At 57.4% G+C, this 23,625-nt stretch carries 26 protein-coding genes; 9 read left to right on the top strand and 17 right to left on the bottom strand.

Features of this window, described 5'->3' with window-relative positions; translation table 11 throughout:
- Positions 1 to 42 precede the first annotated feature (42 nt).
- The 3 genes from ASC74_RS14680 to ASC74_RS14670 all read right to left on the bottom strand — a co-directional run bounded on the left by ASC74_RS14680 (position 43) and on the right by ASC74_RS14670 (position 3,327).
- On the bottom strand, positions 43 to 798 hold the full coding sequence (locus ASC74_RS14680; protein ID WP_007916700.1) for a DeoR/GlpR family transcriptional regulator: 756 nt from the start codon (positions 796 to 798) through the stop codon (positions 43 to 45).
- A 95-nt stretch (positions 799 to 893) separates the two neighbouring features.
- Entirely contained in the window at positions 894 to 2,399 is a 1,506-nt protein-coding gene (glpK, locus tag ASC74_RS14675; protein WP_033057460.1) for a glycerol kinase GlpK, read from the bottom strand.
- 76 nt (positions 2,400 to 2,475) lie between these two features.
- The gene (locus tag ASC74_RS14670; protein ID WP_056742019.1) at positions 2,476 to 3,327 is read right to left on the bottom strand and encodes an MIP/aquaporin family protein; all 852 of its coding nucleotides are present in this window, start codon (positions 3,325 to 3,327) and stop codon (positions 2,476 to 2,478) included.
- 369 nt (positions 3,328 to 3,696) lie between these two features.
- Here ASC74_RS14670 and ybaK point away from each other — a divergent pair, with 369 nt between their 5' ends.
- Positions 3,697 to 4,167 (top strand): Cys-tRNA(Pro) deacylase, encoded by a 471-nt coding sequence (gene ybaK / locus ASC74_RS14665; RefSeq protein ID WP_007971306.1) that lies wholly within the window; start codon positions 3,697 to 3,699, stop codon positions 4,165 to 4,167.
- Between the two features lie 106 nt (positions 4,168 to 4,273).
- Positions 4,274 to 5,056 (top strand): PhzF family phenazine biosynthesis protein, encoded by a 783-nt coding sequence (locus tag ASC74_RS14660; RefSeq protein ID WP_056742018.1) that lies wholly within the window; start codon positions 4,274 to 4,276, stop codon positions 5,054 to 5,056.
- Between the two features lie 115 nt (positions 5,057 to 5,171).
- Here the strand turns inward: ASC74_RS14660 and ASC74_RS14655 are convergent, their stop codons facing one another.
- Positions 5,172 to 6,281 carry an ABC transporter ATP-binding protein gene (locus ASC74_RS14655; protein WP_033057464.1) on the bottom strand — a complete coding sequence of 370 codons (1,110 nt, stop codon included), beginning with the start codon at positions 6,279 to 6,281 and terminating at the stop codon, positions 5,172 to 5,174.
- Positions 6,278 to 7,198 carry an ornithine carbamoyltransferase gene (gene argF, locus ASC74_RS14650; protein ID WP_056742017.1) on the bottom strand — a complete coding sequence of 307 codons (921 nt, stop codon included), beginning with the start codon at positions 7,196 to 7,198 and terminating at the stop codon, positions 6,278 to 6,280. Before argF ends, ASC74_RS14655 begins: the two co-directional genes overlap by 4 nt.
- Before the next feature lie 417 nt (positions 7,199 to 7,615).
- Here argF and ASC74_RS14645 point away from each other — a divergent pair, with 417 nt between their 5' ends.
- The 3 genes from ASC74_RS14645 to grxD all read left to right on the top strand — a co-directional run bounded on the left by ASC74_RS14645 (position 7,616) and on the right by grxD (position 10,585).
- Positions 7,616 to 7,906, top strand: a complete 291-nt coding sequence (locus ASC74_RS14645) for a hypothetical protein (RefSeq protein WP_046047088.1) — start codon at positions 7,616 to 7,618, stop codon at positions 7,904 to 7,906.
- Positions 7,907 to 8,040: 134 nt separating this feature from the next.
- Positions 8,041 to 10,146 (top strand): molybdopterin oxidoreductase family protein, encoded by a 2,106-nt coding sequence (locus ASC74_RS14640; protein WP_056742016.1) that lies wholly within the window; start codon positions 8,041 to 8,043, stop codon positions 10,144 to 10,146.
- Positions 10,147 to 10,243: 97 nt separating this feature from the next.
- Entirely contained in the window at positions 10,244 to 10,585 is a 342-nt protein-coding gene (grxD, locus tag ASC74_RS14635) for a Grx4 family monothiol glutaredoxin (RefSeq protein ID WP_007943565.1), read from the top strand.
- Between the two features lie 190 nt (positions 10,586 to 10,775).
- Here grxD and bfr read toward each other — a convergent pair whose 3' ends face one another.
- Positions 10,776 to 11,249 (bottom strand): bacterioferritin, encoded by a 474-nt coding sequence (bfr, locus tag ASC74_RS14630; RefSeq protein ID WP_056742015.1) that lies wholly within the window; start codon positions 11,247 to 11,249, stop codon positions 10,776 to 10,778.
- Between the two features lie 198 nt (positions 11,250 to 11,447).
- Entirely contained in the window at positions 11,448 to 11,666 is a 219-nt protein-coding gene (locus tag ASC74_RS14625; RefSeq protein ID WP_008155585.1) for a bacterioferritin-associated ferredoxin, read from the bottom strand.
- 302 nt (positions 11,667 to 11,968) lie between these two features.
- Between ASC74_RS14625 and ASC74_RS14620 the strand changes: the two genes are divergently transcribed.
- Positions 11,969 to 12,571, top strand: a complete 603-nt coding sequence (locus ASC74_RS14620; RefSeq protein ID WP_008155583.1) for a peroxiredoxin — start codon at positions 11,969 to 11,971, stop codon at positions 12,569 to 12,571.
- Between the two features lie 73 nt (positions 12,572 to 12,644).
- Here ASC74_RS14620 and rnt read toward each other — a convergent pair whose 3' ends face one another.
- Positions 12,645 to 13,322 carry a ribonuclease T gene (gene rnt / locus ASC74_RS14615; protein ID WP_046047091.1) on the bottom strand — a complete coding sequence of 226 codons (678 nt, stop codon included), beginning with the start codon at positions 13,320 to 13,322 and terminating at the stop codon, positions 12,645 to 12,647.
- Complete coding sequence (gene pyrC / locus ASC74_RS14610) at positions 13,319 to 14,365, bottom strand: dihydroorotase (RefSeq protein WP_056742014.1); 1,047 nt, start codon at positions 14,363 to 14,365, stop codon at positions 13,319 to 13,321. Before pyrC ends, rnt begins: the two co-directional genes overlap by 4 nt.
- A gap of 159 nt (positions 14,366 to 14,524) precedes the next feature.
- Between pyrC and ASC74_RS14605 the strand changes: the two genes are divergently transcribed.
- Together ASC74_RS14605 and ASC74_RS14600 are read left to right on the top strand one after the other, a co-directional pair.
- The gene (locus ASC74_RS14605) at positions 14,525 to 15,433 is read left to right on the top strand and encodes a flagellar protein MotY (protein ID WP_056742013.1); all 909 of its coding nucleotides are present in this window, start codon (positions 14,525 to 14,527) and stop codon (positions 15,431 to 15,433) included.
- Between the two features lie 129 nt (positions 15,434 to 15,562).
- On the top strand, positions 15,563 to 16,780 hold the full coding sequence (locus ASC74_RS14600; protein WP_007898502.1) for an argininosuccinate synthase: 1,218 nt from the start codon (positions 15,563 to 15,565) through the stop codon (positions 16,778 to 16,780).
- Between the two features lie 170 nt (positions 16,781 to 16,950).
- Here ASC74_RS14600 and ASC74_RS14595 read toward each other — a convergent pair whose 3' ends face one another.
- Positions 16,951 to 17,583: a hypothetical protein gene (locus ASC74_RS14595; RefSeq protein WP_056742012.1), complete on the bottom strand. Its 633-nt coding sequence runs from the start codon at positions 17,581 to 17,583 to the stop codon at positions 16,951 to 16,953.
- A 567-nt stretch (positions 17,584 to 18,150) separates the two neighbouring features.
- On the opposite strand from ASC74_RS14595, the gene ASC74_RS14590 reads away from it, so the two are divergent.
- On the top strand, positions 18,151 to 18,777 hold the full coding sequence (locus tag ASC74_RS14590) for a response regulator transcription factor (protein WP_008155570.1): 627 nt from the start codon (positions 18,151 to 18,153) through the stop codon (positions 18,775 to 18,777).
- A gap of 91 nt (positions 18,778 to 18,868) precedes the next feature.
- Here the strand turns inward: ASC74_RS14590 and ASC74_RS14585 are convergent, their stop codons facing one another.
- From ASC74_RS14585 to ASC74_RS14555, 7 genes are all read right to left on the bottom strand, one after another.
- Positions 18,869 to 19,048 (bottom strand): PA3496 family putative envelope integrity protein, encoded by a 180-nt coding sequence (locus ASC74_RS14585; protein WP_007898493.1) that lies wholly within the window; start codon positions 19,046 to 19,048, stop codon positions 18,869 to 18,871.
- A 106-nt stretch (positions 19,049 to 19,154) separates the two neighbouring features.
- Entirely contained in the window at positions 19,155 to 19,793 is a 639-nt protein-coding gene (nth, locus tag ASC74_RS14580; protein ID WP_008155568.1) for an endonuclease III, read from the bottom strand.
- Between the two features lie 25 nt (positions 19,794 to 19,818).
- Complete coding sequence (locus tag ASC74_RS14575; protein ID WP_056742011.1) at positions 19,819 to 20,406, bottom strand: Rnf-Nqr domain containing protein; 588 nt, start codon at positions 20,404 to 20,406, stop codon at positions 19,819 to 19,821.
- Complete coding sequence (locus ASC74_RS14570) at positions 20,399 to 21,010, bottom strand: RnfABCDGE type electron transport complex subunit G (RefSeq protein ID WP_056742010.1); 612 nt, start codon at positions 21,008 to 21,010, stop codon at positions 20,399 to 20,401. Before ASC74_RS14570 ends, ASC74_RS14575 begins: the two co-directional genes overlap by 8 nt.
- Positions 21,007 to 21,999, bottom strand: coding sequence for an RnfABCDGE type electron transport complex subunit D (locus tag ASC74_RS14565; protein WP_056742009.1), 993 nt, complete (start codon positions 21,997 to 21,999; stop codon positions 21,007 to 21,009). The genes ASC74_RS14570 and ASC74_RS14565 overlap by 4 nt, the downstream gene beginning before the upstream one ends.
- Positions 21,986 to 22,996, bottom strand: coding sequence for an electron transport complex subunit RsxB (gene rsxB / locus ASC74_RS14560; protein WP_056742008.1), 1,011 nt, complete (start codon positions 22,994 to 22,996; stop codon positions 21,986 to 21,988). The genes ASC74_RS14565 and rsxB overlap by 14 nt, the downstream gene beginning before the upstream one ends.
- A complete protein-coding gene (locus tag ASC74_RS14555; protein WP_056742007.1) occupies positions 22,993 to 23,562 on the bottom strand; it encodes an Rnf-Nqr domain containing protein in 570 nt (189 codons plus the stop codon). Before ASC74_RS14555 ends, rsxB begins: the two co-directional genes overlap by 4 nt.
- Positions 23,563 to 23,625 lie beyond the last annotated feature (63 nt).

The raw sequence follows: 23,625 nt of genomic DNA, 5'->3' as shown, positions 1-23,625 counted from the left end.
CTCGCGATGGCGTCGGTACAGTCGACGAAGATGTGAGGGGAGTTAAACGACTTCGAGCCGAATCTTGTGCTGACTCAGCAACTGCGCCAACGCCGGCACAGGCTGCTGATCGGTCACCAGGCAATCAATCAAGCTGATCGGCCCCAGACGAATCATGGCGTTGCGCCCGAATTTGCTGGAATCCGCCGCGAGGATGACCTGTCGGGCATTGGCGATGATCGCCTGCGACACCCGAACTTCCTGATAGTCGAAGTCCAGCAGACTGCCGTCTTCATCGATACCGCTGATGCCGACCAAGGCAAAATCAACCTTGAACTGGTTAATGAAGTCGACACTGGCCTGACCGACCACGCCACCGTCTCGCCGCACGTTGCCACCCGTCAGCAGGACATCGAAGTCGTCCTTGGCGCTGAGCATCGAAGCCACATGCAGGTTGTTGGTGATGATCTTCAGGTGATTGTGGTTCAGCAACGCCCGGGCGATGGATTCGGTGGTGGTACCGATATTGATGAACAGCGAGGCGTGATCCGGGATTTGAGCCGCAATGGCTTCACCGATACGCTGTTTTTCATCACGCATCTGATCGGCACGCATGGCGTAGGCGGTGTTTTCGACACTGGAATCGTAGGCTGCGCCGCCATGGTAGCGACGCAACAAATTAGCTTCCGCGAGCTGATTGATATCGCGGCGGATGGTTTGCGGTGTAACGACGAACAGCGTAGCCATTTCCTCGATGCTGACATAGCCGCGTTCGCGGACCAGTTCGAGGATTTGCTGCTGACGGGGAGGCAGATTCATGGGGCTTCCTTTGGGCTGCCGTGCAAAATTTGCCCATGATGCCGCACGAATCTGCTCCCTACCAGTTACATACCGATACGAGTACTCAGCTCGGCTTATTCAGCGCCTTCATGCGGTTCCCAATCACGGGTGCGGCTGACAGCTTTTTTCCAGCCAGCGTAGAGTTTTTCCTTCGCGGTTTCGTCCAGGGTTGGTTCGAATTCGCGCTCGATCACCGCCTTGCCACGCAACTCATCCAGGCTGCCCCAGAAGCCACACGCCAGACCGGCCAGGTAAGCCGCACCCAGTGCAGTGGTTTCGCGCATTTGCGGACGCTCGACCTGAGTACCGAGGATGTCGGCCTGGAATTGCATCAGGAAGTTGTTCGCAACGGCACCGCCGTCGACACGCAGGGATTTCAAGCGTTCGCCGGAATCCTGTTGCATGGCGTCGAGAACATCGCGGGTTTGATAGGCAATCGACTCAAGGGCTGCACGAATAATGTGATCCACGCGTACGCCGCGAGTCAGGCCGAACAGCGCGCCACGGGCATACGGGTCCCAGTACGGAGCGCCCAGGCCGGTGAAGGCGGGTACCAGGTACACGCCGTTGCTGTCCTTGACCTTGTTGGCGAAGTATTCGGTGTCGTGGGCGTCGTTGATGATTTTCAGTTCATCACGCAGCCATTGAACGGTGGAGCCGCCGTTGAACACAGCACCTTCCAGTGCGTAAGCCACTTCGCCGCGCGGGCCGCAAGCGATGGTGGTGAGCATGCCGTGCTTGGACTTCACGGCTTTGTCGCCGGTGTTCATCAGCAGGAAGCAGCCGGTGCCATAGGTGTTTTTCGCCTGACCTGGTTCGACGCACATCTGGCCGAACAGGGCCGCTTGCTGGTCACCGGCGATCCCGCCGATGGCGATGCCGCTTTTGGTGTGGCCGTAGATTTCGGACGAGGATTTAACTTCCGGCAGCATCTCGCGCGGAATATCCAGCACCTCCAGCATCTTCGCGTCCCACTCCAGCGTGTGGATGTTGAAGAGCATGGTGCGCGAGGCGTTGGTGTAGTCGGTGACGTGCACCTTGCCGCCGGTAAATTTCCAGATCAGCCAGCTGTCGATGGTGCCGAACAACAGCTCGCCTTTGCGCGCACGTTCGCGGCTGCCTTCGACGTTGTCGAGGATCCACTTGAGCTTGGTGCCGGAGAAGTACGGGTCGGTAACCAGGCCCGTGGTGTCGCTGATGTATTGCTCGTGACCGTCGCGCTTGAGCTGCTGGCAGATCTCGGTGCTGCGGCGGCACTGCCAGACGATCGCGTTGTAGATCGGACGGCCGGTGGTCTTGTCCCAGACCACGGTGGTTTCGCGCTGGTTGGTGATGCCGATGGCCGCAACCTGGTCGTGATGCAGGCCGGCTTGAGCCAGGGCCTCGACCATCACGGCGCTTTGAGTGGCGAAGATTTCCATCGGGTCATGTTCAACCCAACCGGCTTGCGGGTAATGCTGTGCGAATTCGCGCTGGGCGGTGCAGACCACGTTCGCGTCGCGGTCGAAAATGATCGCGCGGGAGCTGGTCGTACCCTGATCGAGGGCAATGATGTAGTTCTTATTCTGAGTGTCGGTCATGTCGATTGCCTTGGACGAAAAAAGGGGAGTGAGGTCCGGCGCGTGATCTGATGGGCAGGATCACGCGCCAACGGTATCAAGAAGTTCTTGGTTTGCCGTCAATGGCCGGTACTGCTTCCTTTGTAGCAGGTAGGGCGCTGGGCAGATGGCGGGCAATCAGCCCGCGATACGCTGCAGCACCGAGGCAGGCACCGACAATCGGTGCAAAAATCGGAATCAGGAAATACGGGATATCGCGCCCGCCGGTGAAGGAAATTTCACCCCAGCCAGCGAAGAAAGTCATCAGTTTAGGACCGAAGTCGCGCGCCGGGTTCATCGCAAAACCGGTCAGCGGCCCCATCGAGCTGCCAATCACGGCAATCAGCAGGCCGATCAGCAGCGGAGCGAGCGGACCCTTTGGCAAGCCATTGTTGTCGTCGGTCAGGGACATGATCACGCCCATCAGGATGGCAGTGATGATCACCTCAACCAGAAAGGCTTGTGCCGTGGTCAAGGCCGGGTTGGGGAAGGTGGAGAACACCGACGCCAATTCGAGGCTGGCCTGAGTACCACGAACCATATGGTGAGTTTGTTCGTAATCGAAGAATAAATTGCTGTACAGCGTGTAAACCAACAACGCTCCACAGAAGGCACCAGCGATCTGGGCGAGAATATAAAAGGGCAGTTTGCGCTTTTCGAAGTCAGCGAAAATGCTCAGGGCAATGCTGACGGCGGGATTGAGATGAGCCCCGGAAACGCCGGCGGTCAGGTAGATCGCCATGCTCACGCCGAACCCCCAGATGATGCTGATTTCCCAAAGGCCGAAGCTGGCACCCGCGACCTTGAGCGCGGCAACACAACCTGTACCAAAAAAGATCAGCAGCGCAGTGCCCAGGAATTCGGCCATGCATTGGCTTGAGAGCGACGGTTGTTGTAAAGCAGTTGTCATTGAAAACCTCATTTTTGTTGTTGTCTGGCGCTTTTGCATCATGGTCAAAGCGCGATTTTCACCGAGACAGGATCCCCATCCTGTTCTCGGCCTACTGCTGGGTGCTGCGTAGGAACATTCGTACAGTATTCAGATTCGAAAAAATATAGACAAGAAACGCTGATGTCAAAGGTCGAAAGTGAACCGTCAGTCACAATCGAACTATTAGTCACATGAATGACCGCATCGTTCACGCGGCAGGCCGAAGGTGGACGAACGGCATAAGGCGCCGCCAAACCTTTGAAATAGCGCCGCAATAGAGCCATTTGTCGATCAATGACCTAGAATCCAGCGCAGTATTTTTCTTCTGCCGCCCAGTCTGGAGCTGTCATGACCCCCGCATTGGATTTGTTGAAAAAAGTTCGTGCCGAACATCGCGTACACAGTTATGAACATGATCCGAAGGCAGCGTCCTACGGGCTGGAGGCCGCGGAAAAGTTGGGATTGGACCCGGCGCAGGTGTTCAAGACCTTGCTGGCGGCCAGCGAGAAAGGTGAATTGCTGGTGGCCGTGGTGCCGGTCGTCGGAAGTCTGGACTTGAAAGGCCTGGCTCATGCTGCAGGCGTAAAAAAAGTCGAAATGGCCGATCCTGCCGCTGCGCAACGATCCACCGGTTACCTCTTGGGCGGCATCAGTCCGCTGGGACAGAAAAAGCGCTTGCGCACCTTTATCGATAATTCGGCGCAGCCCTTCGCCAGCATTTTTGTCAGCGCGGGGCGACGAGGGCTGGAGGTCGAATTGGCACCCGCGGTGCTGGCCGAACATACCCAGGCGAAGTTCGCTGATATCGGCCGCGCCTGACGAGGGCTTCCGGTCCGGCGCTGTATGGTGCAAATTTACGGGCTCTGTCACTGGTGTCGGGTTGTCGGCAGCTTCATGCTCCGTGGCCTGACAAAGGGAGAAGGTTATGCAGCTTGAGTTTCATCAGGTCGATGCGTTCAGTGATCGGCCGTTCAGTGGCAACCCGGCGATGGTCTATCGCCTCGATGCCTGGCTTGCCGATGAGTTGATGCAGAAGATCGCCGCCGAGCACAACCTCGCCGAAACCGCTTTCGTGGTGCGCGAAGGGCAGAACTGGCACATCCGCTGGTTTACTCCGACCACCGAAGTGCCGTTGTGCGGTCATGCAACCCTGGCCAGCGCTTACGTTCTGTTTGAAATCTATAAAGAGCCGGTCGAGCGGCTGGACTTTATCTGCAAGTCCGGCCCGCTGAGTGTGAGCCGTGAGGGTGAGCGCTTGTGGCTGGATTTCCCGGCGCTCATTCCGTCGGAAGTGGGCGTGACCCTGGATGTCGAGCGCGCGCTGGGTGTGGAAGCGGTTGATGTGCTGGGGTCGAACGAGTTGTTCGTGGTGCTGGAATCCGAGCAGGCGGTGCTCGAATGTCAGCCGGACATGGCGGCGCTGGCGAAACTGCCGTGGCCGGGGGCAATTGTCACGGCCAGGGGCAGTAAGCATGATTTTGTGTCCCGCTACTTCGCGCCGGCAATCGGCATCAACGAAGACCCGGTGACGGGTTCGACCCATTGCAGCCTGATTCCGTACTGGTCGAAACGTTTGGGCAAGTCGAGCCTGACGGCTTGTCAGCGTTCGGCTCGAGGCGGGGAGTTGTACTGTCGGCTGGAAGGGGATCGGGTGAAAATCGGCGGGAATGCGACGCTCGTTGCCAGCGGAACGCTAATGCTGGGTTAACCGAAACCTACTGTGGGAGCGAGCTTGCTCGCGATTGCGGACTGTCAGTCGACATCATCATTGACGGACATACCGCTATCGCGAGCAAGCTCGCTCCCACATAGGTCCGTGTTTCTCAGTGGGCGCTGCTGTAGCGGCGAACACCGGACTCGACGACCGGAATCTGCGCCGCCGTACTGCCCGACGCCTGAAACAGCACCAGGTGTTCAGCCGCGACACGAATGCCGACCTCTGAACCCACCTGATGATCGGCATGGCTCGGGAAAATCGATTCCAGCTGCGCGCCGGTCGGCAACTGCAAGCGATACAAGGTGGACGCACCCTGGAAAGACTTGCCGACAATCCGCGCCTTCAACGTGCTGTCCGGTGCATAAACGATATCGTCCGGACGCAGCAACACATCCACCGCACCGCCAACCGGCCAGGTGTAGGCACGATTACCGCGTAACTCACCCAGTTCGGTCTGTACCGACTCGGGGCTGCTCAGCTGACCGCGAATGAAATAACCCTGGCCGATGAAACTGGCCACAAACGGCGTCAGTGGTTCGTGATACAGGTTGTAGGGCGTGTCCCACTGTTCCAGACGACCTTCCTTGAAAACCCCCACATGATCGCTCACCGCGAAGGCCTCTTCCTGATCGTGGGTCACCAGAATCGCGCTGGTGCCACGGGCCTTGAGGATGTCGCGCACCTCATGGCTGAGCTTGCGTCGCAGCTCGCCATCAAGGTTGGAAAAGGGTTCGTCAAGCAGCAGCAATTGCGGTTCCGGCGCCAGGGCGCGGGCCAGTGCGACGCGCTGCTGTTGACCACCGGACAGCTCATGGGGGAAGCGCTTGCCGAGGTTTTTCAGGTTGACCAGTTCCAGCAACTCTTCGGTGACGCGATCCTTTTGCGGGTGCTTGCGGATCCCGAAGGCGATGTTTTCGGCCACGCTCAAATGCGGAAACAGTGCGTAATCCTGGAACACCATGCCTATCCGGCGTTTCTCCGGGGCAAGGGTGAAACCGGCGCGGGAGATCGTCTCGCCCGCCAACTGTATTTCACCTTCGTGCACCGGTTCGAAACCGGCAATCGCCCGCAGCGTGGTGGTTTTTCCGCAACCCGAAGAGCCCAGCAGGCAACCGATGTCGCCGGCATTCAAATGCAGGTTGAGGTTCTGCACGACGCGCTGGTCTTGATAGCCGCAGGCGAGGTTGCGCAGGTTCAGCAGTAATGGATGGCTCATGCGTGGTGATACGCCGGCTCGACGAGAAACTCGAGCAGGGCCTTTTGTGCGTGAAGACGGTTTTCGGCTTGATCCCACGCGACGGAACGCTGGTCATCGAGCAGGTCGACGCTGATTTCTTCGCCACGGTGGGCCGGCAGGCAATGCATGAACAGCACGTCCGGTGCGGCCAGGTCGAGCAGGGCGCGGTTGACCTGGAATGGCGCGAACAGCTTCAGGCGTTTGGCGGTTTCCTCTTCCTGGCCCATGGAGGTCCAGACGTCGGTGCTGACCAGGTGGGCGCCGCGTACGGCATCCTTCGGATCGCGGACGATGGTGACCCGATCACCGGCCTTGGCCACGAATTCAGGGTTGGGTTCAAAGCCTTCCGGGCAAGCGACGCGCAACTGGAAGTCGAACTGGATCGCCGCTTCTATATAGCTGTTGCACATGTTGTTGCCGTCGCCAATCCAGGCCACGGTTTTGCCCTGGATCGAACCGCGGTGTTCGAGGAACGTCTGCATGTCGGCCAGCAACTGGCACGGGTGCAAATCGTCGGACAGGCCGTTGATTAGCGGGACGCGCGAATTGGCGGCGAACTCGGTCAGTGTGCTGTGGGAAAACGTGCGGATCATCACCGCATCGAGCATGCTCGACATGACAATGGCGGCATCGCCGATCGGCTCGCCACGGCCCAGTTGGGTGTCGCGCGGCGACAGGAAGATCGCCTGGCCACCGAGCTGGATCATGCCAGCTTCGAACGAAATTCGGGTGCGGGTCGACGATTTCTCGAAAATCATCCCGAGCACGCGGTTTTTCAGAGGCTCGAACAGTACGCCGCGGTTACGCAGGTCTTTGAGCTCAACGCCTCGACGGATCACGCTGACCAGCTCTTCGGGCGTGCAATCCATCAGGGAGAGAAAGTGCCTTGCGCTCATCATTGACTACCTTTTTGCAACAGACCGCAGATACTCAAAGCCTTGTTTAACTGAAAAACGGGCGAGACCTGCGGCGTAAGCCGCACGGGGCGACGAAATAGGGGAAGGCGCGATCTTATAATTAAATGTCGCGTCTTACCAATAGGGCTACGGTTTTTAGGGGATTTCAGAGGGGCTACGGGATGACCGCAGTAGCGCTTTTGAAGCCTGTTTCCTGACAGCAGCCCGTCATTTGTACACTGGGGTCGCGGGGCTTTGCAATCAAACGGGGCGGGGACGGCATAGCAACGGTCGGTTTCTGACCTGTCATTCGAAACATTTGTGCTCAGGATTGAGGGATGTGTCTGGTCTGAAACATTTGCTAATGCAAAGTGGCGGGTTATAACTAACGCACGAACGACGCAGGAAGCCTTCGGAATGGAATCGAAAGAACGACAGTTAATGGAATTACTCGGCCTCACGGCTCGCTCGCTGACCCACCTCACCGCGTCCATGACCTCGATGTCCTTCGAGTTAATGCGCAGTGAAGACGAAGTGACCAAGGCTGCCGGCCGGCGGATGATCGACCGTATGGCAACCATCAGCACCGGGCTCGACGAGCACTGGCGGCTGATCGGCGAACTCACCGGTGTTCATCTCGCTCAAGAGCAGATCGAAACCATCCAGGAGATCCAGTTGCAGGCGCCGCCGAGGCTGCCGCCGAACTGATCCCCAGCGGTCATCGGCTGGCCTGATGGCCGCCGATTCACAAGACGAACGTCGCTGGCGCAGCAGTGGATCAGGCGCCATAGTTTTGTTCCCGCGGCCGATATTGCCCGCCCAGAACAAGACAGAGACTGGCCATGACCAAGACTCTCCATCACCGTGCGTGCCACTTGTGCGAAGCCATCTGCGGCCTGACCATCGAAACTACCGAGGTCGAAGGCGCGGTGCAGATCACGTCGATCAAGGGTGACTCTCAGGATACATTCAGCCGCGGGCACATCTGCCCCAAGGCCGTCGCCCTGCAAGATATTCAGAACGATCCGGATCGTCTGCGTCAGCCGATGCTGCGGGTTGGCAGTGAATGGCAACCCATCGAGTGGGAAGACGCCTTCAACCTTGTAGCCGAACGTCTGGCGGCGATTCAGGAGCGTCATGGGCAAAACGCGGTGGCGGTCTATCAAGGCAACCCCAGCGTGCACAACTACGGGTTGATGACCCACAGCAATTACTTTCTCGGCCTGTTGAAAACTCGCAACCGGTTTTCCGCGACCTCGGTCGATCAGTTGCCCCATCACCTGACCAGCCATTTGATGTACGGCCACGGTTTGCTGTTGCCGATCCCAGACATCGATCACACCGATTTCATGCTGATCCTCGGCGGCAATCCGCTGGCCTCCAACGGCAGCATCATGACCGTGCCGGATGTGGAGAAGCGCTTGAAGGCCATTCAGGCCCGCGGCGGCAAAGTGGTGGTGGTCGATCCGCGCCGCAGCGAAACCGCGGCGATTGCCGACCAGCATCTGTTCGTGCGCCCCGGTGGCGATGCGGCGTTGTTGTTCGGACTGCTCAACACTTTGTTCGCTGAAGGCCTGACCCGCGACAGTCATTTGCCGGTGGACGGTCTGGATGAGGTGCGGGAGGCGGTCGCGAATTTCACTGCCGAGGCCATGAGCCCACTGTGCGCGGTGCCCGCCGAACAGATCCGCCAACTGGCGCGGGACTTTGCGGCGGCGCCGACAGCGGTCTGTTACGGCCGCATGGGCGTCTCGACCCAGGCGTTCGGCACCTTGTGTCATTGGGTTGTGCAACTGATCAATCTGGTCACCGGCAATCTTGATCGCGTGGGAGGTGCGTTGTGCACCGAACCGGCGGTGGATTTGGTGGCGTCCACCTCAGGTGGGCATTTCAATCTGTGGCAGAGCCGGGTCTCCGGGCGTCCTGAATATGGTGGAGAACTGCCGGTCTCGGCGCTGGCCGAAGAGATGCTTACCGAAGGGGAAGGGCAGGTCCGCGCGCTGATTACCGTGGCGGGTAATCCGGTGCTGTCGACGCCCAATGGCCGACAACTGGAACAGGCGCTGGACGGTTTGGAGTTCATGGTCAGCATCGACCTGTACATCAATGAAACCACGCGTTATGCCGACCTGATTCTGCCGTCCACCTCGGCCCTGGAAAACGATCATTACGACACGACTTTCAATATGTTTGCGGTGCGTAACGTCAGTCGGTTCAATCGCGCGATCCTGGCCAAACCTGAAGGTGCGTTGCATGACTGGGAGATTTTCGTGGGGCTGGCCAAGGCCTTTGCTGCGAAGACCGGCAAGGAACTGAAACCGACGATCCCGCCAGCGCAGATGATCGACCGTGGCTTGCGGATGGGGTTGTATGGAGATGCTTCGGAACAGAAATTGTCGCTGGCGACCTTGTTCGATCACCCGCATGGTGTCGATCTCGGGGCGCTGAAATCCAACCTGGCGCCACGCCTGAAAACCGCCAACCAGCGCGTCCAGTCTGCGCCACCAGCGATCCTTGCCGACCTGGCGCGCTTTGCAGCCTTGCAAGCACCAGCGGCCGATGAGTTGCTGATGATTGGCCGCCGTCATGTGCGCAGCAACAACTCGTGGATGCACAACTACCATCGCCTGGTGAAGGGCAAGCCGCGCCATCAATTGCTGATGCACCCGGATGACCTGGCCAGCCGTGGGCTCAACGACGGACAGCGCGTGCGGGTCAGTTCGCGGGTCGGTGAGATCGAAGTTGAAGTGCTCGGCAGTCTGGATATGATGAAAGGCGTGGTCAGCCTTCCGCACGGTTGGGGCCATGCGCGGCCGGGTGTGCAGATGGCCATTGCCAGTGGTCAGCCGGGCTCCAGCGCCAATGACTTGACCGACGAGTGTCAGCTCGATGAGCTGTCGGGCAATGCGGCGTTGAACGGTGTGCCAGTGACCGTGGCGGCGGCTTGATCAAGTCTGTCGGGGAGACCGAGCAGGGTGCTCGGGTTTCCGTTACAATGCGCCACCGTGCCGACCCCTGAGTCGGAAAGTTCAGCCGAGGTGCTCCATGGATATCATCGAAACGATTAAAGAGCAGATTGCTAACAACACCATTCTGCTTTACATGAAAGGTTCGCCGAATGCCCCGCAGTGTGGCTTCTCCGCGAAAGCCGCGCAGGCCGTGATGGCGTGTGGTGAAAAATTTGCTTACGTGGACATCCTGCAGAACCCGGAAATCCGCGCCAACCTGCCAAAATACGCCAACTGGCCAACCTTCCCGCAACTGTGGGTTGGCGGTGAGCTGGTCGGCGGTAGCGACATCATGACCGAGATGGCTGCAGACGGTTCGCTGCAAACCACCATCAAGGCTGCTGTCGAAGCTGCTGCTGCCAACAAGACCGAAGCCTAAGACGATTGGCTCCCCTGTAGGAGCTGTCGAGTGAAACGAGGCTGCGATCTTTTGATCTTCAGCAACTAAAAAGCCCCGCCCCTCTATCGAGGGACGGGGCTTTTTATTGTGCTTAATAAGTTATTGCAATGTCGTTGCTGCCATCGCCAAGATCGCAGCCTCGTTGCACTCGACAGCTCCTACACAGCTCCTACTCTTCGCCCATCTGCGATTGCAGATAGTTCTCAAGACCGACTTTATCGATCAGACCCAGTTGGGTTTCCAGCCAGTCGATATGTTCTTCTTCGGATTCAAGAATATCTTCAAGCAGTTCACGGCTACCAAAGTCGCCAACGGTTTCGCAATGAGCGATAGCCACTTTGAGGTCCGCATGACCGGTGCGCTCGATACGCAGGTCGCACTCAAGCATTTCCTTGGTGTGTTCGCCGATCTGCAGCTTGCCCAGGTCCTGGACGTTCGGCAGGCCTTCAAGGAACAGGATGCGCTTGATCAGCTTGTCCGCGTGCTTCATCTCGTCGATGGATTCGTGGTATTCGTGCTTGCCGAGCTTGTTCAGGCCCCAATCTTCGTACATGCGTGCATGCAGGAAGTATTGATTGATCGCGACCAGCTCATTGGCAAGGATCTTGTTGAGATGCTGGATGACTGTAACGTCGCCTTTCATGATGGGGTCCTGCCCTAAGTAGCTGTCTATAAGGCTGAGTTTGAGCCGCGTAATTAAGAGTGTCAAACCTAAGTTATTGAAACTTAAGTGAAAATTAATCTGAATAAGAATGTTTGTGTTCCGCGTCTAGAGCGTAAGCGATTGATTTTCAGACATAAAAAAACCGGACATCAAGTCCGGTTCTTTGAAATACGTTACTTACGCGGCAGTAAATTCTACAGGGTAGGGAATCGCGGCCTGAGCCGATTGCAATTTGGTCAGGGTTTCGCGGACCACTTCCTTGGCAAGGCAGGCACATTTACCGCATTGGCTAGCTACGCCGGTGGCCTGACGGACTTCCTTATAGCTGCAGCAACCTTCATAGATCGCTTCGCGGATTTGACCGTCGGTGACGCCAGTGCAGAGGCAAACATACATAAGTGAAAACCGTCGCTGGTTGTGACTCAATTGCGATGGATCTTAATGTTAACGAGAATGATTGTCAAAGTGGTTTCTGAAAGCTTTGCTCAGGGCTGACGAACGGTTTCCTCTCGGCATCGATCACGAGGAAAACCTGTCGACAGCATTTCCCCTGACAAAAAAACCGTTAAGGACAGGGCAAAAACGCAGTGTATGATGGCCGGTCCTTATGAAGCGGGTTCGTGTCACAGGGCTGTCGCCTGAAGGTGGCAGGCTGGCGCAAACCCGGAACTTCACGTTTTTACACCAGGAGATATCCAATGAGCGTACTCGTAGGCAAACAAGCCCCAGACTTCACCGTACCGGCCGTACTCGGCAATGGCGAAATCGTAGACAGCTTCACCCTGTCGTCGGCCATCAAAGGCAAATACGGCCTGGTGTTCTTCTACCCACTGGACTTCACCTTCGTTTGCCCGTCCGAGCTGATCGCTCTGGACAACCGCATGTCTGACTTCAAGGCACGCAACGTTGAAGTGATCGCCGTTTCGATCGACTCGCACTTCACCCACAACGCCTGGCGCAACACCCCGGTCAACAATGGTGGTATCGGCCAGGTCCGTTACACCATGGCTGCCGATATCAAGCAGGAAATCATGAAGGCTTACGACGTTCAGTCCGCTGACGGCGTAGCTTTCCGTGGTGCGTTCCTGATCGACGACAAAGGCGTTGTCCGCTCGCAGATCATCAACGACCTGCCGCTGGGCCGTAACATCGAAGAGCTGGTTCGTCTGGTCGACGCTCTGCAATTCCACGAAGAGCACGGTGAAGTTTGCCCTGCCAACTGGAAAAAAGGCGACAAAGGCATGACCGCTTCGACCGAAGGCGTCGCGGCTTACCTGACCGAGCACGCTGCTGCGCTGTAAGGCACGTTTAAGGCATAAAAAAACCGGCCGTTGAGGCCGGTTTTTTTATGGGCGGGATAAACCTGACGACGAATCAGTCGTTGTAGTCTTCCCAGCCGCCCATTTGTTTCCAGCGATTGACGATGCCGCAGAACAACTCGGCCGTCTTCTCAGTGTCGTAGCGAGCCGAGTGGGCCTCACGACCGTCGAAGTCGATGTCAGCTGCCGAACAGGCCTTGGCCAGTACGGTTTGGCCGTAAGCCAGACCGGCCAGGGTCGCGGTATCGAAACTGGAGAATGGATGAAACGGGTTACGCTTCATATCCAGGCGCGCGACAGCGGCGTTGAGGAAACCCAGATCGAAGCTGCTGTTGTGCCCGACCAGAATCGCCCGTTTGCAACCGTTGGCTTTCAGGGCCTTGCGGATGCCGCGGAAGATGTCGGTCAGCGCTGCTTCTTCACTCACTGCCATGCGCAGCGGGTGATCGAGTTTGATCCCGGTAAATTCCAGAGCGGCTGCTTCGATGTTCGCGCCTTCAAAAGGCTCTACGCGAAAGAAGTAGGTGTGATCGGGGTACACAAACCCTTTTTCATCCATGCCGATGGTGGTTGCGGCGATTTCCAGCAAGGCGTCAGTGGCAGAGTTGAAACCACCGGTTTCAACGTCGACAACGACTGGCAGGTATCCACGGAAGCGCTCAGCCATCGGGTGGCGCGAACCACCTCCGCCGCCTTGACCGTCCTGTTCGTCGTCGAAATGGTCTTCACTCACGCGTGTTCCTCCAGCAGGCGCCAGCGCAGTTTTTCACCGGCGCGCAGCGGGATTACGGTCAGCTCGCCAAATGGCAGGCTGGTTGGGGCGGTCCACTCTTCGCGGACCAGGGTGATGCGATCGGTGTTCACCGGCAGGCCGTAGAAACGAGGGCCGTTCAGGCTGGCGAAGGCTTCGAGCTTGTCCAGCGCGTTGCGCTGTTCGAAGGCTTCGGCATACATCTCGATCGCTGCATAAGCGGTGTAGCAACCGGCACAGCCGCAAGCGGCTTCTTTGGCGTGCTGGGCGTGGGGCGCCGAGTCGGTGCCGAGGAAGAACTTGTCGCTGCCGCTGGTGGCGGCGTCGAGCAGGGCTTCCTGATGGGTGTTGCGCTTGAGGATCGGCAGGCAATAGAAGTGCGGCCGAATCCCGCCCACGAGCATGTGGTTGCGGTTGTACAGCAGGTGATGCGCGGTGATGGTCGCGCCAACATTGGCCGAAGCCTCGTTGACGAACTGCACGGCGTCGGCGGTAGTGATGTGTTCGAACACCACTTTGAGGCTCGGGAAGCGCTCGACCACACGACGCATGTGCTCATCGATGAAGAATTTTTCGCGATCGAAAACGTCGACATCGCCACGGGTGACTTCACCGTGAACCAGCAAGGGCATCCCGACTTCGGCCATGGCCTCAAGTGCAGGGAAAATCTTGTCGATGCTGGTGACACCAGAGTCCGAGTTGGTGGTCGCGCCGGCCGGGTACAGCTTGGCGGCGTGAATGAAGCCGCTGGCCTTGGCCTCGCGAATTTCTTCGGGCTGGGTGCGGTCGGTCAGGTACAGCACCATCAATGGTTCGAAGCGGCTGCCGGCCGGGCGTGCAGCGAGAATCCGCTGGCGATAGCCGTCGGCTTCAGCGGTGTTACGCACCGGAGGTACCAGGTTGGGCATGATGATGGCGCGACCAAAGGTGCGCGCGACATCCGCGACTGTATTGGGCAACACAGCACCATCGCGAAGATGAATATGCCAGTCGTCGGGACGCAGCAGGGTCAGGCGGTCGGACATGAGGGGATTCCAGGCGGGTCAAACTGAGGGGAATGCTACCGGAAAAGACTCTTCCAGGCACTCGCTATCAAGTTTTGCTGGAAGCTTCCGATATCCAACAGGTATGCCGTAAACATCTGTGTGTCGGTCTTTTTGTTGTAAAAGCCAGTGGAGCCTCCCGTGCGCCAGCGTTATTTAGCCTTGCTCAGCGTGTTTGCCAGCCTTCCTGCGATGGCGCTCACTTTCCAGACCCGTCTGGAGAGCATCGAGTGGACGGTCGAAGGGGACAAGTTCGAGTGCCGCCTGACTCAGCCGATCACCGATTTTGGTTCGGGTGAGTTCGTGCGCCGCGCTGGCGAGCAAGCGACGTTTCGTCTGAAGGCCTATAACGCGATGATCGGCGGCGGTTCGGCCACCTTGCTGGCGGCGGCTGCACCCTGGCAGCCGGGGCGTGGCGACATCAACCTCGGTTCTGTACGAATCGGCAGCGGCAATGTGTTGTTCAACAGTTCGCAAGTTCAGGCTGGCCGCTTGCTCAGTGGCCTGATGGATGGTCGCAGTCCGGTCGTTCGACATTACTCGGGCGATGGCCGGGTGTCGGAAGTGCGTCTGTTGCCAGTCAAGTTCAGCCAGGCCTTTAACGACTATCAGGGCTGCGTGGCGAAGCTGCTGCCGAAGAATTTCGAGCAGGTTAAACAATCGCAGATCGGCTTCCCCGGCGAAGGCATCGATCTCGACGCGCAGGCCAAGGCTCAATTGCAGGTGATGCTGGATTTCATGAAGGCCGACCCGACGGTCAACCACATCGAACTCGATGGCCACTCCGACAACAGCGGCAACCGCCTGACCAATCGTGATTTGTCGCGGCGTCGGGCCCTGGCCGTCATGGAGTTCTTCAAGGCCAACGGTGTTCAGGAGTCACAAATCACTGTGCGCTTTCACGGCGAGCGTTATCCATTGGCGCCCAATACCAATTCCGCCAACCGGGCGAAGAACCGTCGGGTCAATGTGCAACTCGCGCGTGTTGCGCCCACCGAAAAGCCGGCCCCTCAGGCCACTGTATCGGCGAGCGCCGCGTCGACCTCCTGAACCCGCTGTTATCGTCGCTCACTCGACATAATCTGTCGCTTCGTCGTCATAAGCTGTCGCGCCTCTGTAAATTATCCTGCATGAGCGGTAGACTTGACGGCTTTCCGTAGAACCCCGTGGAGTGATGGCATGGCGGACGTAAACAAGGTCGTTCTGGCGTATTCCGGCGGCCTGGACACTTCGGTGATCCTCAAGTGGCTGCAGGATACTTATAACTGTGAAGTCGTGACCTTCACCGCTGACCTGGGTCAGGGCGAAGAGGTCGAACCTGCACGCGCCAAGGCACAGGCCATGGGCGTGAAAGAGATCTACATCGACGACTTGCGCGAAGAATTCGTGCGCGATTTCGTTTTCCCGATGTTCCGCGCCAACACCGTTTACGAAGGCGAGTACCTGCTGGGTACTTCCATCGCTCGTCCGTTGATCGCCAAGCGCTTGATCGAAATCGCCAACGAAACCGGTGCTGACGCCATTTCCCACGGCGCCACCGGCAAGGGCAACGACCAGGTTCGTTTCGAACTGGGCGCCTACGCCTTGAAGCCAGGCGTGAAAGTGATTGCTCCGTGGCGCGAATGGGATCTGCTCTCCCGTGAAAAGCTGATGGATTATGCTGAAAAGCACAACATCCCGATCGAGCGTCACGGCAAGAAAAAATCCCCGTACTCGATGGATGCCAACCTGCTGCACATCTCCTATGAAGGCGGCGTGCTGGAAGACACCTGGACCGAGCACGAAGAAGACATGTGGAAATGGACCGTCTCCCCGGAGAAGGCTCCTGACAAAGCGCAATACCTGGAACTGACCTACCGCAACGGCGATATCGTCGCACTGGACGGCGTCGAAATGACCCCGGCCACTGTGCTGGCGACCCTGAACCGTATCGGCGGCGAACACGGTATCGGCCGTCTCGACATCGTCGAGAACCGTTACGTGGGCATGAAGTCCCGTGGCTGCTACGAAACCCCTGGCGGCACCATCATGCTACGCGCTCACCGTGCAATCGAGTCGATCACCCTGGACCGCGAAGTGGCTCACCTCAAAGACGAGCTGATGCCTAAATACGCCAGCCTGATCTACACCGGTTACTGGTGGAGCCCTGAGCGTCTGATGCTGCAACAGATGATCGACGCATCCCAGGCCCATGTGAACGGCGTTGTGCGCCTGAAGCTGTACAAGGGCAACGTGATCGTCACCGGTCGCAAGTCCGACGAATCGTTGTTCGATGCCAACATCGCGACCTTCGAAGAAGATGGCGGCGCCTACAACCAGGCCGATGCGGCGGGCTTCATCAAGCTCAACGCCTTGCGCATGCGTATTGCGGCGAACAAAGGCCGGAAGCTTTTCTGAGATCTTTGAAACCGTAGTGGAACGACGTTAATAGAGTTGTGGCCTTGTCGGTGACAAGGCCACAATTTTGAATAGGGGGGAGTTTTCCTGCTGGACATCGTGTTATCAGCGCTCTTTTTGTATCTGTAATACCTTCCTTTTGTTTCCTCTCTCTGAATGCTCTTCAAACGTTACCTGCTGCGTGTCAGGTAAAAAGAGTGATCAAGAATCGTCAGACCGTGTGAATTCAAATTGTAAGCAATGCAAAGTGTTGGGCCGCTGCGATTCTTTGCCTGTTTTGATTGCTTGCTTGCGCTTTCCTTCAGTAATGCCTCCGAATCGGTACAGGTGAGAAATACGATCACTTGTGCTGGGCTTCCCTGTGGGTGCCGGTTTTTTTCAATCCATGCACCGAATTCCATTTTCTTGTTCAGCCACCGCGCATCGACGATGTGCAGGTTTTTTAACTGCTCGGCCAGGCAAACGTGCTGTAGAGCCGAGAGGCCCGTCTGAATACCGATCCGGACGGGAGGGTCCTTCAGGTTATCGGGCCGCTGGCCGCGTTCTGCGTTGTCCATCACTTTTATAAAATGCTTTCCCTTGCCGAAATCGGATGGCGCGTACAGCGACCGGTAGTTGAAGTTGAGTGTGGCGAAGAAAAGAAAAAGCAAATAAAAAGGGAAACTGATCAGGAACCAGACATAGAGCTCCCGCTCATTATTGTCGAGAAAGGGCAGTGAGACGGCAGCCGATGTTTCAGAAATAGCGGCAAATATTGCAATAACTGTCATGGGGTTGATGATTTTTTTCTTTGATTTGATCATGTTTTTTGCTCATTAGAATATTGTCTTTTCTCGGTTGATTAATGTGTTTGGTTTTAATTTTAATAACTAAGTGGCCGGTGTTTATATTGGTGCGGTACTCCTTTTAAGCTTTGGATTTCGAAGGTTTGATAGTAACGGTATTGAGTGTGCGGCGGGTACCTCTGTTGTTGAGTTTTAGGGGGTGATGGATTGAGTTTGTTGTTGAAGTGTTGCCTGGTGTGATTTTTTATTACAGTCTTGATGTGCGGTGTTTGTGGTTTGGGGTTTCAAGTGGTAAATATCAGTTACTTTTAAGGGTAGCTCAATAGTCAGTATTCGTTGGGTCTCTTGCGACGAACCCTGTTATTTGGTTTTCTGGTTGTAAATAGAAACAAAAAAACTGCGGATAATCGAAATGTTTTCAGGTTAAAAAAATTTTATTTTTGGGGATTTTGTAAGACTATTCCTTAATGTCTGTAGGGAATGTCTCTCGGTGCGGGTGGCCGAGGGGGGCGGCATGCCATGGGTGAAACGACTAGGCTATTGTGCGGGCTCTAAAAATTCGAACAGCGAAAATTGGACTTGCCCATGAATAAAGTGCTGATCGTGGATGATCACCCCGTCATTCGTCTTGCGGTACGTATGCTAATGGAGCGTCACGGCTACGAAGTTATTGCAGAGACAGATAATGGCGTGGATGCGTTGCAACTTGCCCGTGAGCATATGCCGGATATTGTCATCCTGGATATTGGAATACCGAAACTTGATGGGCTGGAAGTCATTGCGCGTCTGACATCGACAGCGATGCCCATGAAAGTGTTGATATTGACTTCCCAGGCACCTGGGCATTTTTCCATGCGTTGCATGCAATCCGGTGCCGCAGGGTATGTCTGCAAACAACAGGATCTCACCGAGTTACTCAGTGCAATAAAGGCAGTATTGTCGGGCTACAGTTATTTTCCGAATCAAGCCTTGCATACCGTACGTTCCAGTTTGGGGAACGCCAGTGAAGCCGATATGGTAGATCGACTGTCGGGACGGGAAATGATGGTCTTGCAACAATTGGCCCGAGGCAAGACCAACAAGGAGATCGCCGATGGAATGTTCCTCAGCAATAAAACCGTTAGTACTTACAAGACTCGTTTGTTGTTGAAGCTCAATGCTCGCTCCCTGGTCGACCTGATCGAATTGGCGCAACGCAATGGTCTGGTGTGACTGTCTCAGCGTTTGACAAGGCGCAATGAGCAGGGGGGTATCAGGGGTCGGCACTTAGTAAAAAGCCTCCGTTTCGGGAGGCTTTTAGGTGTCATAGGTCAAAATCGTAATCGGCCAATTGCTTTTGCAGTCGGCGCTCCTCCAGCAGATTGTCGATGGTGCGGCGTTTGCTCAGGTTGGTCTTCGCCACTTCAACCACCGGTTCAGCATCATCAGCCTCAACAGGGGTGAAGTCGTCTTCTACGTCCAATTGCTCTTTGCCAGTGCTCATAGTGTTACTCCAGGCTAAGGCTGCCTTTGGCGCTCCTTATATCGATAATCTCCCTGCGGGTAAAAAAGATTTTTTCAATCGATAAATCGAAAAACCTAATAGCGCCTCAATCGTCCGATGTCTTTTGCTTGTATTCGCACAAGTCTTCGATTCGGCAACTGCCGCAGCGAGGCTTGCGGGCCAGGCAAACATAGCGTCCGTGGAGGATCAGCCAGTGATGGGAGTCGAGCAGATATTCCTTCGGCACGAACTTCATCAGTTTTTGCTCAACCTCGACCACATTTTTGCCCGGAGCAATGCCGGTACGATTGCTGACCCGGAAAATATGCGTATCCACGGCCATGGTCAGTTGGCGGAATGCGGTGTTGAGCACCACGTTGGCAGTCTTGCGGCCGACGCCGGGTAACGCTTCCAGTTCTTCACGGGTTTGCGGCACTTCGCCTCCATGACGCTCCATCAGCAAGCGACATGTCTCAATCACGTTTTTCGCTTTACTGTTGAACAGGCCGATGGTCTTGATGTATTCCGACAGCCCCTCGACACCCAGGGCATAAATCGCCGCCGGTGTATTGGCCACCGGGTAGAGCTTGGCGGTGGCCTTGTTGACACCGACATCGGTCGACTGCGCCGAGAGAATCACGGAGATCAGTAATTCGAACGGCGAGGAGTAGGCCAGTTCGGTCTTCGGTTCCGGGTTGTCTTCGTGAAATCGGCGAAAAATTTCCAGACGTTTTGCGGCATTCATGGGCAGTGCATATCCTCGAAGGCGGTCAGTGAGAGGGCGTCGAGCGGGTCCAGGCCTGACGTGCGGCGATCAGCAGTCCCAGCAGAATGAATCCGCCAGGGGCCAGGGTGGCCAGGCGCAACCCCCCGTCGGCGGTCAGTACCCAGCCTTGCCAGTCCGCTTGCGCAGTGCCAGCCAGCCATGGCAGATGGCTACCGAGTGTCCCGCTGCCGATGAGTTCGCGTAGCAAGCCAAGGCCCGCCATCAACGCGCCGAAAAGGCCACACAGGCGCAGGCGATCACGCCAGGCGCTCTGGAAAAAACCGGTGTGTTCCAGCACAACGCATTGCAAGGCAATCAATCCTGCATAGAACCCTACATGTTGGTGCCATTGCAGCGACCAGACTTGCGCAGCGAGTTCCGCGCAGCTGGTCAGCGTGGCAGCCAGCATGACGCTGGCAAGCAAACGTGTCTCCGGGACAAGTCGGGATCGCAACGCGCCCATGCTCACTCCAAAGGCACTGATCACCACGATGAACATCAGCCACAAGCCCAGAGCGGACACCCATGAATCCGAGGCACCGATCAGCGGTGCAAGCATCAGTGAACTCTGCAGCGTCGATGACTTATTCATGTGCGCTGCTCCCGATCAACTGTTGCTGATGTTCGTCGAAATAGCGCAACGCGTCATGGATGGCGTTGATGACCGCTCTCGACGTAATGGTCGCCCCGGCCATTTGATCGAATTGCCCCTGATCCTTTTTCAAGGCCCAGCCGTTGTCGGCCGGTTCGGTTCGGGATTTTCCGGAAAAAGCCTGAAGCCAGGCATTGGGCCAGTCAGCGAGTCGACCGCCCAGCCCCGGAGTTTCCGATTGCTTGAGCGTTTTTACGCCCAGCACCTTGCCGTTTGCGCCGATGGCGATCAGCAATTCGATGGAACCCTCGTAACCCAGGGTTTGGCTGCGCAGCAACACGGCGCTGGGTTGGCCCGTCTTGGTCGCCAGGTAGCCACCCAGCAGCGTGCTGTTGCCCAACCCAGTGTTTTGCAGGATGAGCGACTGTTCCAGCGGCTGATTGTCGTAGCTTTCAGCCGGGAGCAGGTCCAGCAGGTTACGGCTGTCGATCAGGCGCTGTTCGGCTGCAATGCGCGGCGCGCTGGTGTGTTGCACGAGGTAAGTCGCGCCAAACCCCAGGCCTGCCAGCAACACCAGGATCACACCGCTCGACGCTCGGCTCATGGCGCACCCCGTTCCAGTCTGGAGGCGGCAAACCGCTCCAGCGTCGGCACACAGAGGTTCATCAACAGCACGGCAAAGGCGACGCCGTCCGGATATCCACCCCAGGTACGAATCAGGTACGTCAGCAGCCCGACGCCCGCGCCGAACAGCAGTCGCGCGCCGGGGCTTTTTGCGCCGGACACCGGTTCCGTGACGATGAAGAATGCACCCAGCATGCTTGCGCCAGTGAGCAGATGAAACAGCGGCGAGCCATGGGAGTCGGAGCCCGAGCCGTTCCAGCACAGCAGGCTGATGATGAACAGGCTGGAGAGCATGCCGACCGGCGCATGCCAGCTAAACACCCGTCGTTGCAGCAGAAACGCGCCACCTGCCAGAAAGGCCAGGTTGACCCATTCCATGCCCCGGCCGCCAAAGTGGCCGAACGCCGGGTTAGCGGCAAACAGTTCATCCATGGTCAGGCTTTTGTTGATCCGCAGGCTGTCCAGTGCCGTGGCCTGGACCCAGGCATCTGGCGTCTGACCGAGGCTGAACCCGAACACCTGCTGCAAGCCGCCGATCAGGTCCAGCCCATGGGATGGCGGCCAGTGGGTCATCTGTTGGGGAAAGGTCACCAGCACCAGGGCGTAGCCCAACATTGCCGGGTTGAACGGGTTCTTGCCAACGCCGCCATACAGGTGTTTGCCGAACACCATCGCGAACGCCGCGGCACAGACCGTCAGCCACCACGGGCAATAAGGCGGCAAGGCCAGAGTCAACAGCATCGCGCTGACCAGCGCACTGCCGTCACTCAAGGTCGGCTTGAGCGCAAGCTTGCGCAAGCGCAACACGGTCGCTTCAACGGCCAGTGCGGTAACACCCGCCAGAATCAGGTTGATCAACACGCCCCAGCCATACAGCCAGAAAAACACCAGCATTCCCGGCACGGTGGCCAGCAAGACCAGCTTCATGGCTTGCTGAAGGCGCTCGTCGACCGATTCAAGGGGCTGCATAGGCATCCACCTGACGCTCGGCTTCATTCACCGCGAGTTCCAGGGCTTCAATTTGCTCAATCGGCGCTTCGTTGGTTTGGGCTTTCTTGAGTTCGGCGCGGCGCATGGCCAACTGGATCTTTGCCCGATTCAGCTGCGCATTTTTTGCCGGAACGACAGGCGCCGCGGCTGGCGGTGCAGTACTTTCCAGTTTCGCCAACGCCTGTTCGGCAACCTCGAATTGCTGTTGCAGGACGATCAGTTGCGACTGCTGTTCGAAGGTCGGCGGATGCCCAAACGCCTTGAGTGACTTGTACAGTTGCGCCCGACTCATCGCCAGATCGATCTTGGCCTTTTTCAGCGCCACATCCGCATTCGCTGCTTTCTGTGCACGGACTCGCTCAAGAGCGGCCTGAACCGGATCGAGCGTCGCTACCTCACTGTGCTGGACGGCGCGCTGGGCTCGGGCCTGACGTTCGGCGATTTTCTGTTCTTCTTCGCGATGCAGGCGAGCGTTGCGCTGTTCAAATCGGCGCCGCGCGTGATTGCGCTTGGCCGCCCGAGCGCGTTGTTCCTCAAGGCTGAACGCCAGGCCGCCGACAATCGGCAGCACCGTGGCCAGCGGCAATGGCCGCATCTCGATGCAGTCCACCGGGCACGGCGCCACACACAGGTCGCACCCGGTGCATTCATCGACGATCACCGTGTGCATCAATTTCGCCGCGCCGACAATGGCATCCACCGGGCAGGCCTGGATGCACTTGGTGCAACCAATACACTCCGCTTCACGAATGTAGGCGATCTGCGCCGGGGCTGAACCGCGACTGACGTCCAGTTCCAGCACCGGCACTTTCAACAGTTCGGCCAGGGCCGCGATGGTTTCGCTGCCGCCCGGCGGGCACTTGTTGATCGATTCGCCGCTGGCAATGCCTTCGGCGTACGGTTTGCATCCGGGGTGGCCGCACTTGCCGCATTGGGTCTGCGGCAAGAGGGCGTCGATGCGTTGAATCAGACTCATGTTTTGATCAGTCCGCTGAATCCGAGAAAGGCCACTGCAATCAGTCCGGCTCCGATCAGGTCGATCGGCAGGCCGCGAAAGGGCAGGGGGATATCATTTTCGAGTGTGCGTTGGCGTAAGTCGCTGAACAGGCTCAGTACCAGCCAGAAACCCAAGCCGGCACCCAGGCTCAGGGCCATGGCGTGGAAGAAGCCTTTGTCGTCCTGAGCGTTGAGCAGCGTCAGGCCGAGTACGCCAGCATTGCCCAGCAGCAGGGGCCAGAGGCCATCGAACGCAAGCTTTGGAAGTGTCTGGGAAAGCAATTTCAGCAGCGGGCCAATCAGCAGAACGCTTAATGGCAGGAAGACGAAAAGGCGCAGCGATGTCAGCTCCAGCGGGACCAGCAACCAACGGTAGGCCGAGTAGCCCACCGTGCCGACGATCAGCATCAAACACATTGTCGCAAGGCCCAGCGCGTGGACTTGCCGATGCTCGTTGCCCAACAGCGGATCGACGCCCAGCGGCCAGTGCAACACGAGGTTGTTGATCAAGGCAGTGCTGATAAGCGTAAGAACAATTTCGGTCATGATCGTGCCGGCAAGAACGGGGCTTTTTAACGGAGCGGTCTAAAAAGCTTAGGCATTATCCGG

The sequence above is a fragment of the Pseudomonas sp. Root329 genome (assembly GCF_001424925.1).
GTDB lineage: Bacteria > Pseudomonadota > Gammaproteobacteria > Pseudomonadales > Pseudomonadaceae > Aquipseudomonas > Aquipseudomonas arabinosi.
The sequence above is the reverse complement of the archived record's forward strand: the minus strand, read 5'-3'. Positions and strand labels throughout refer to the sequence as shown.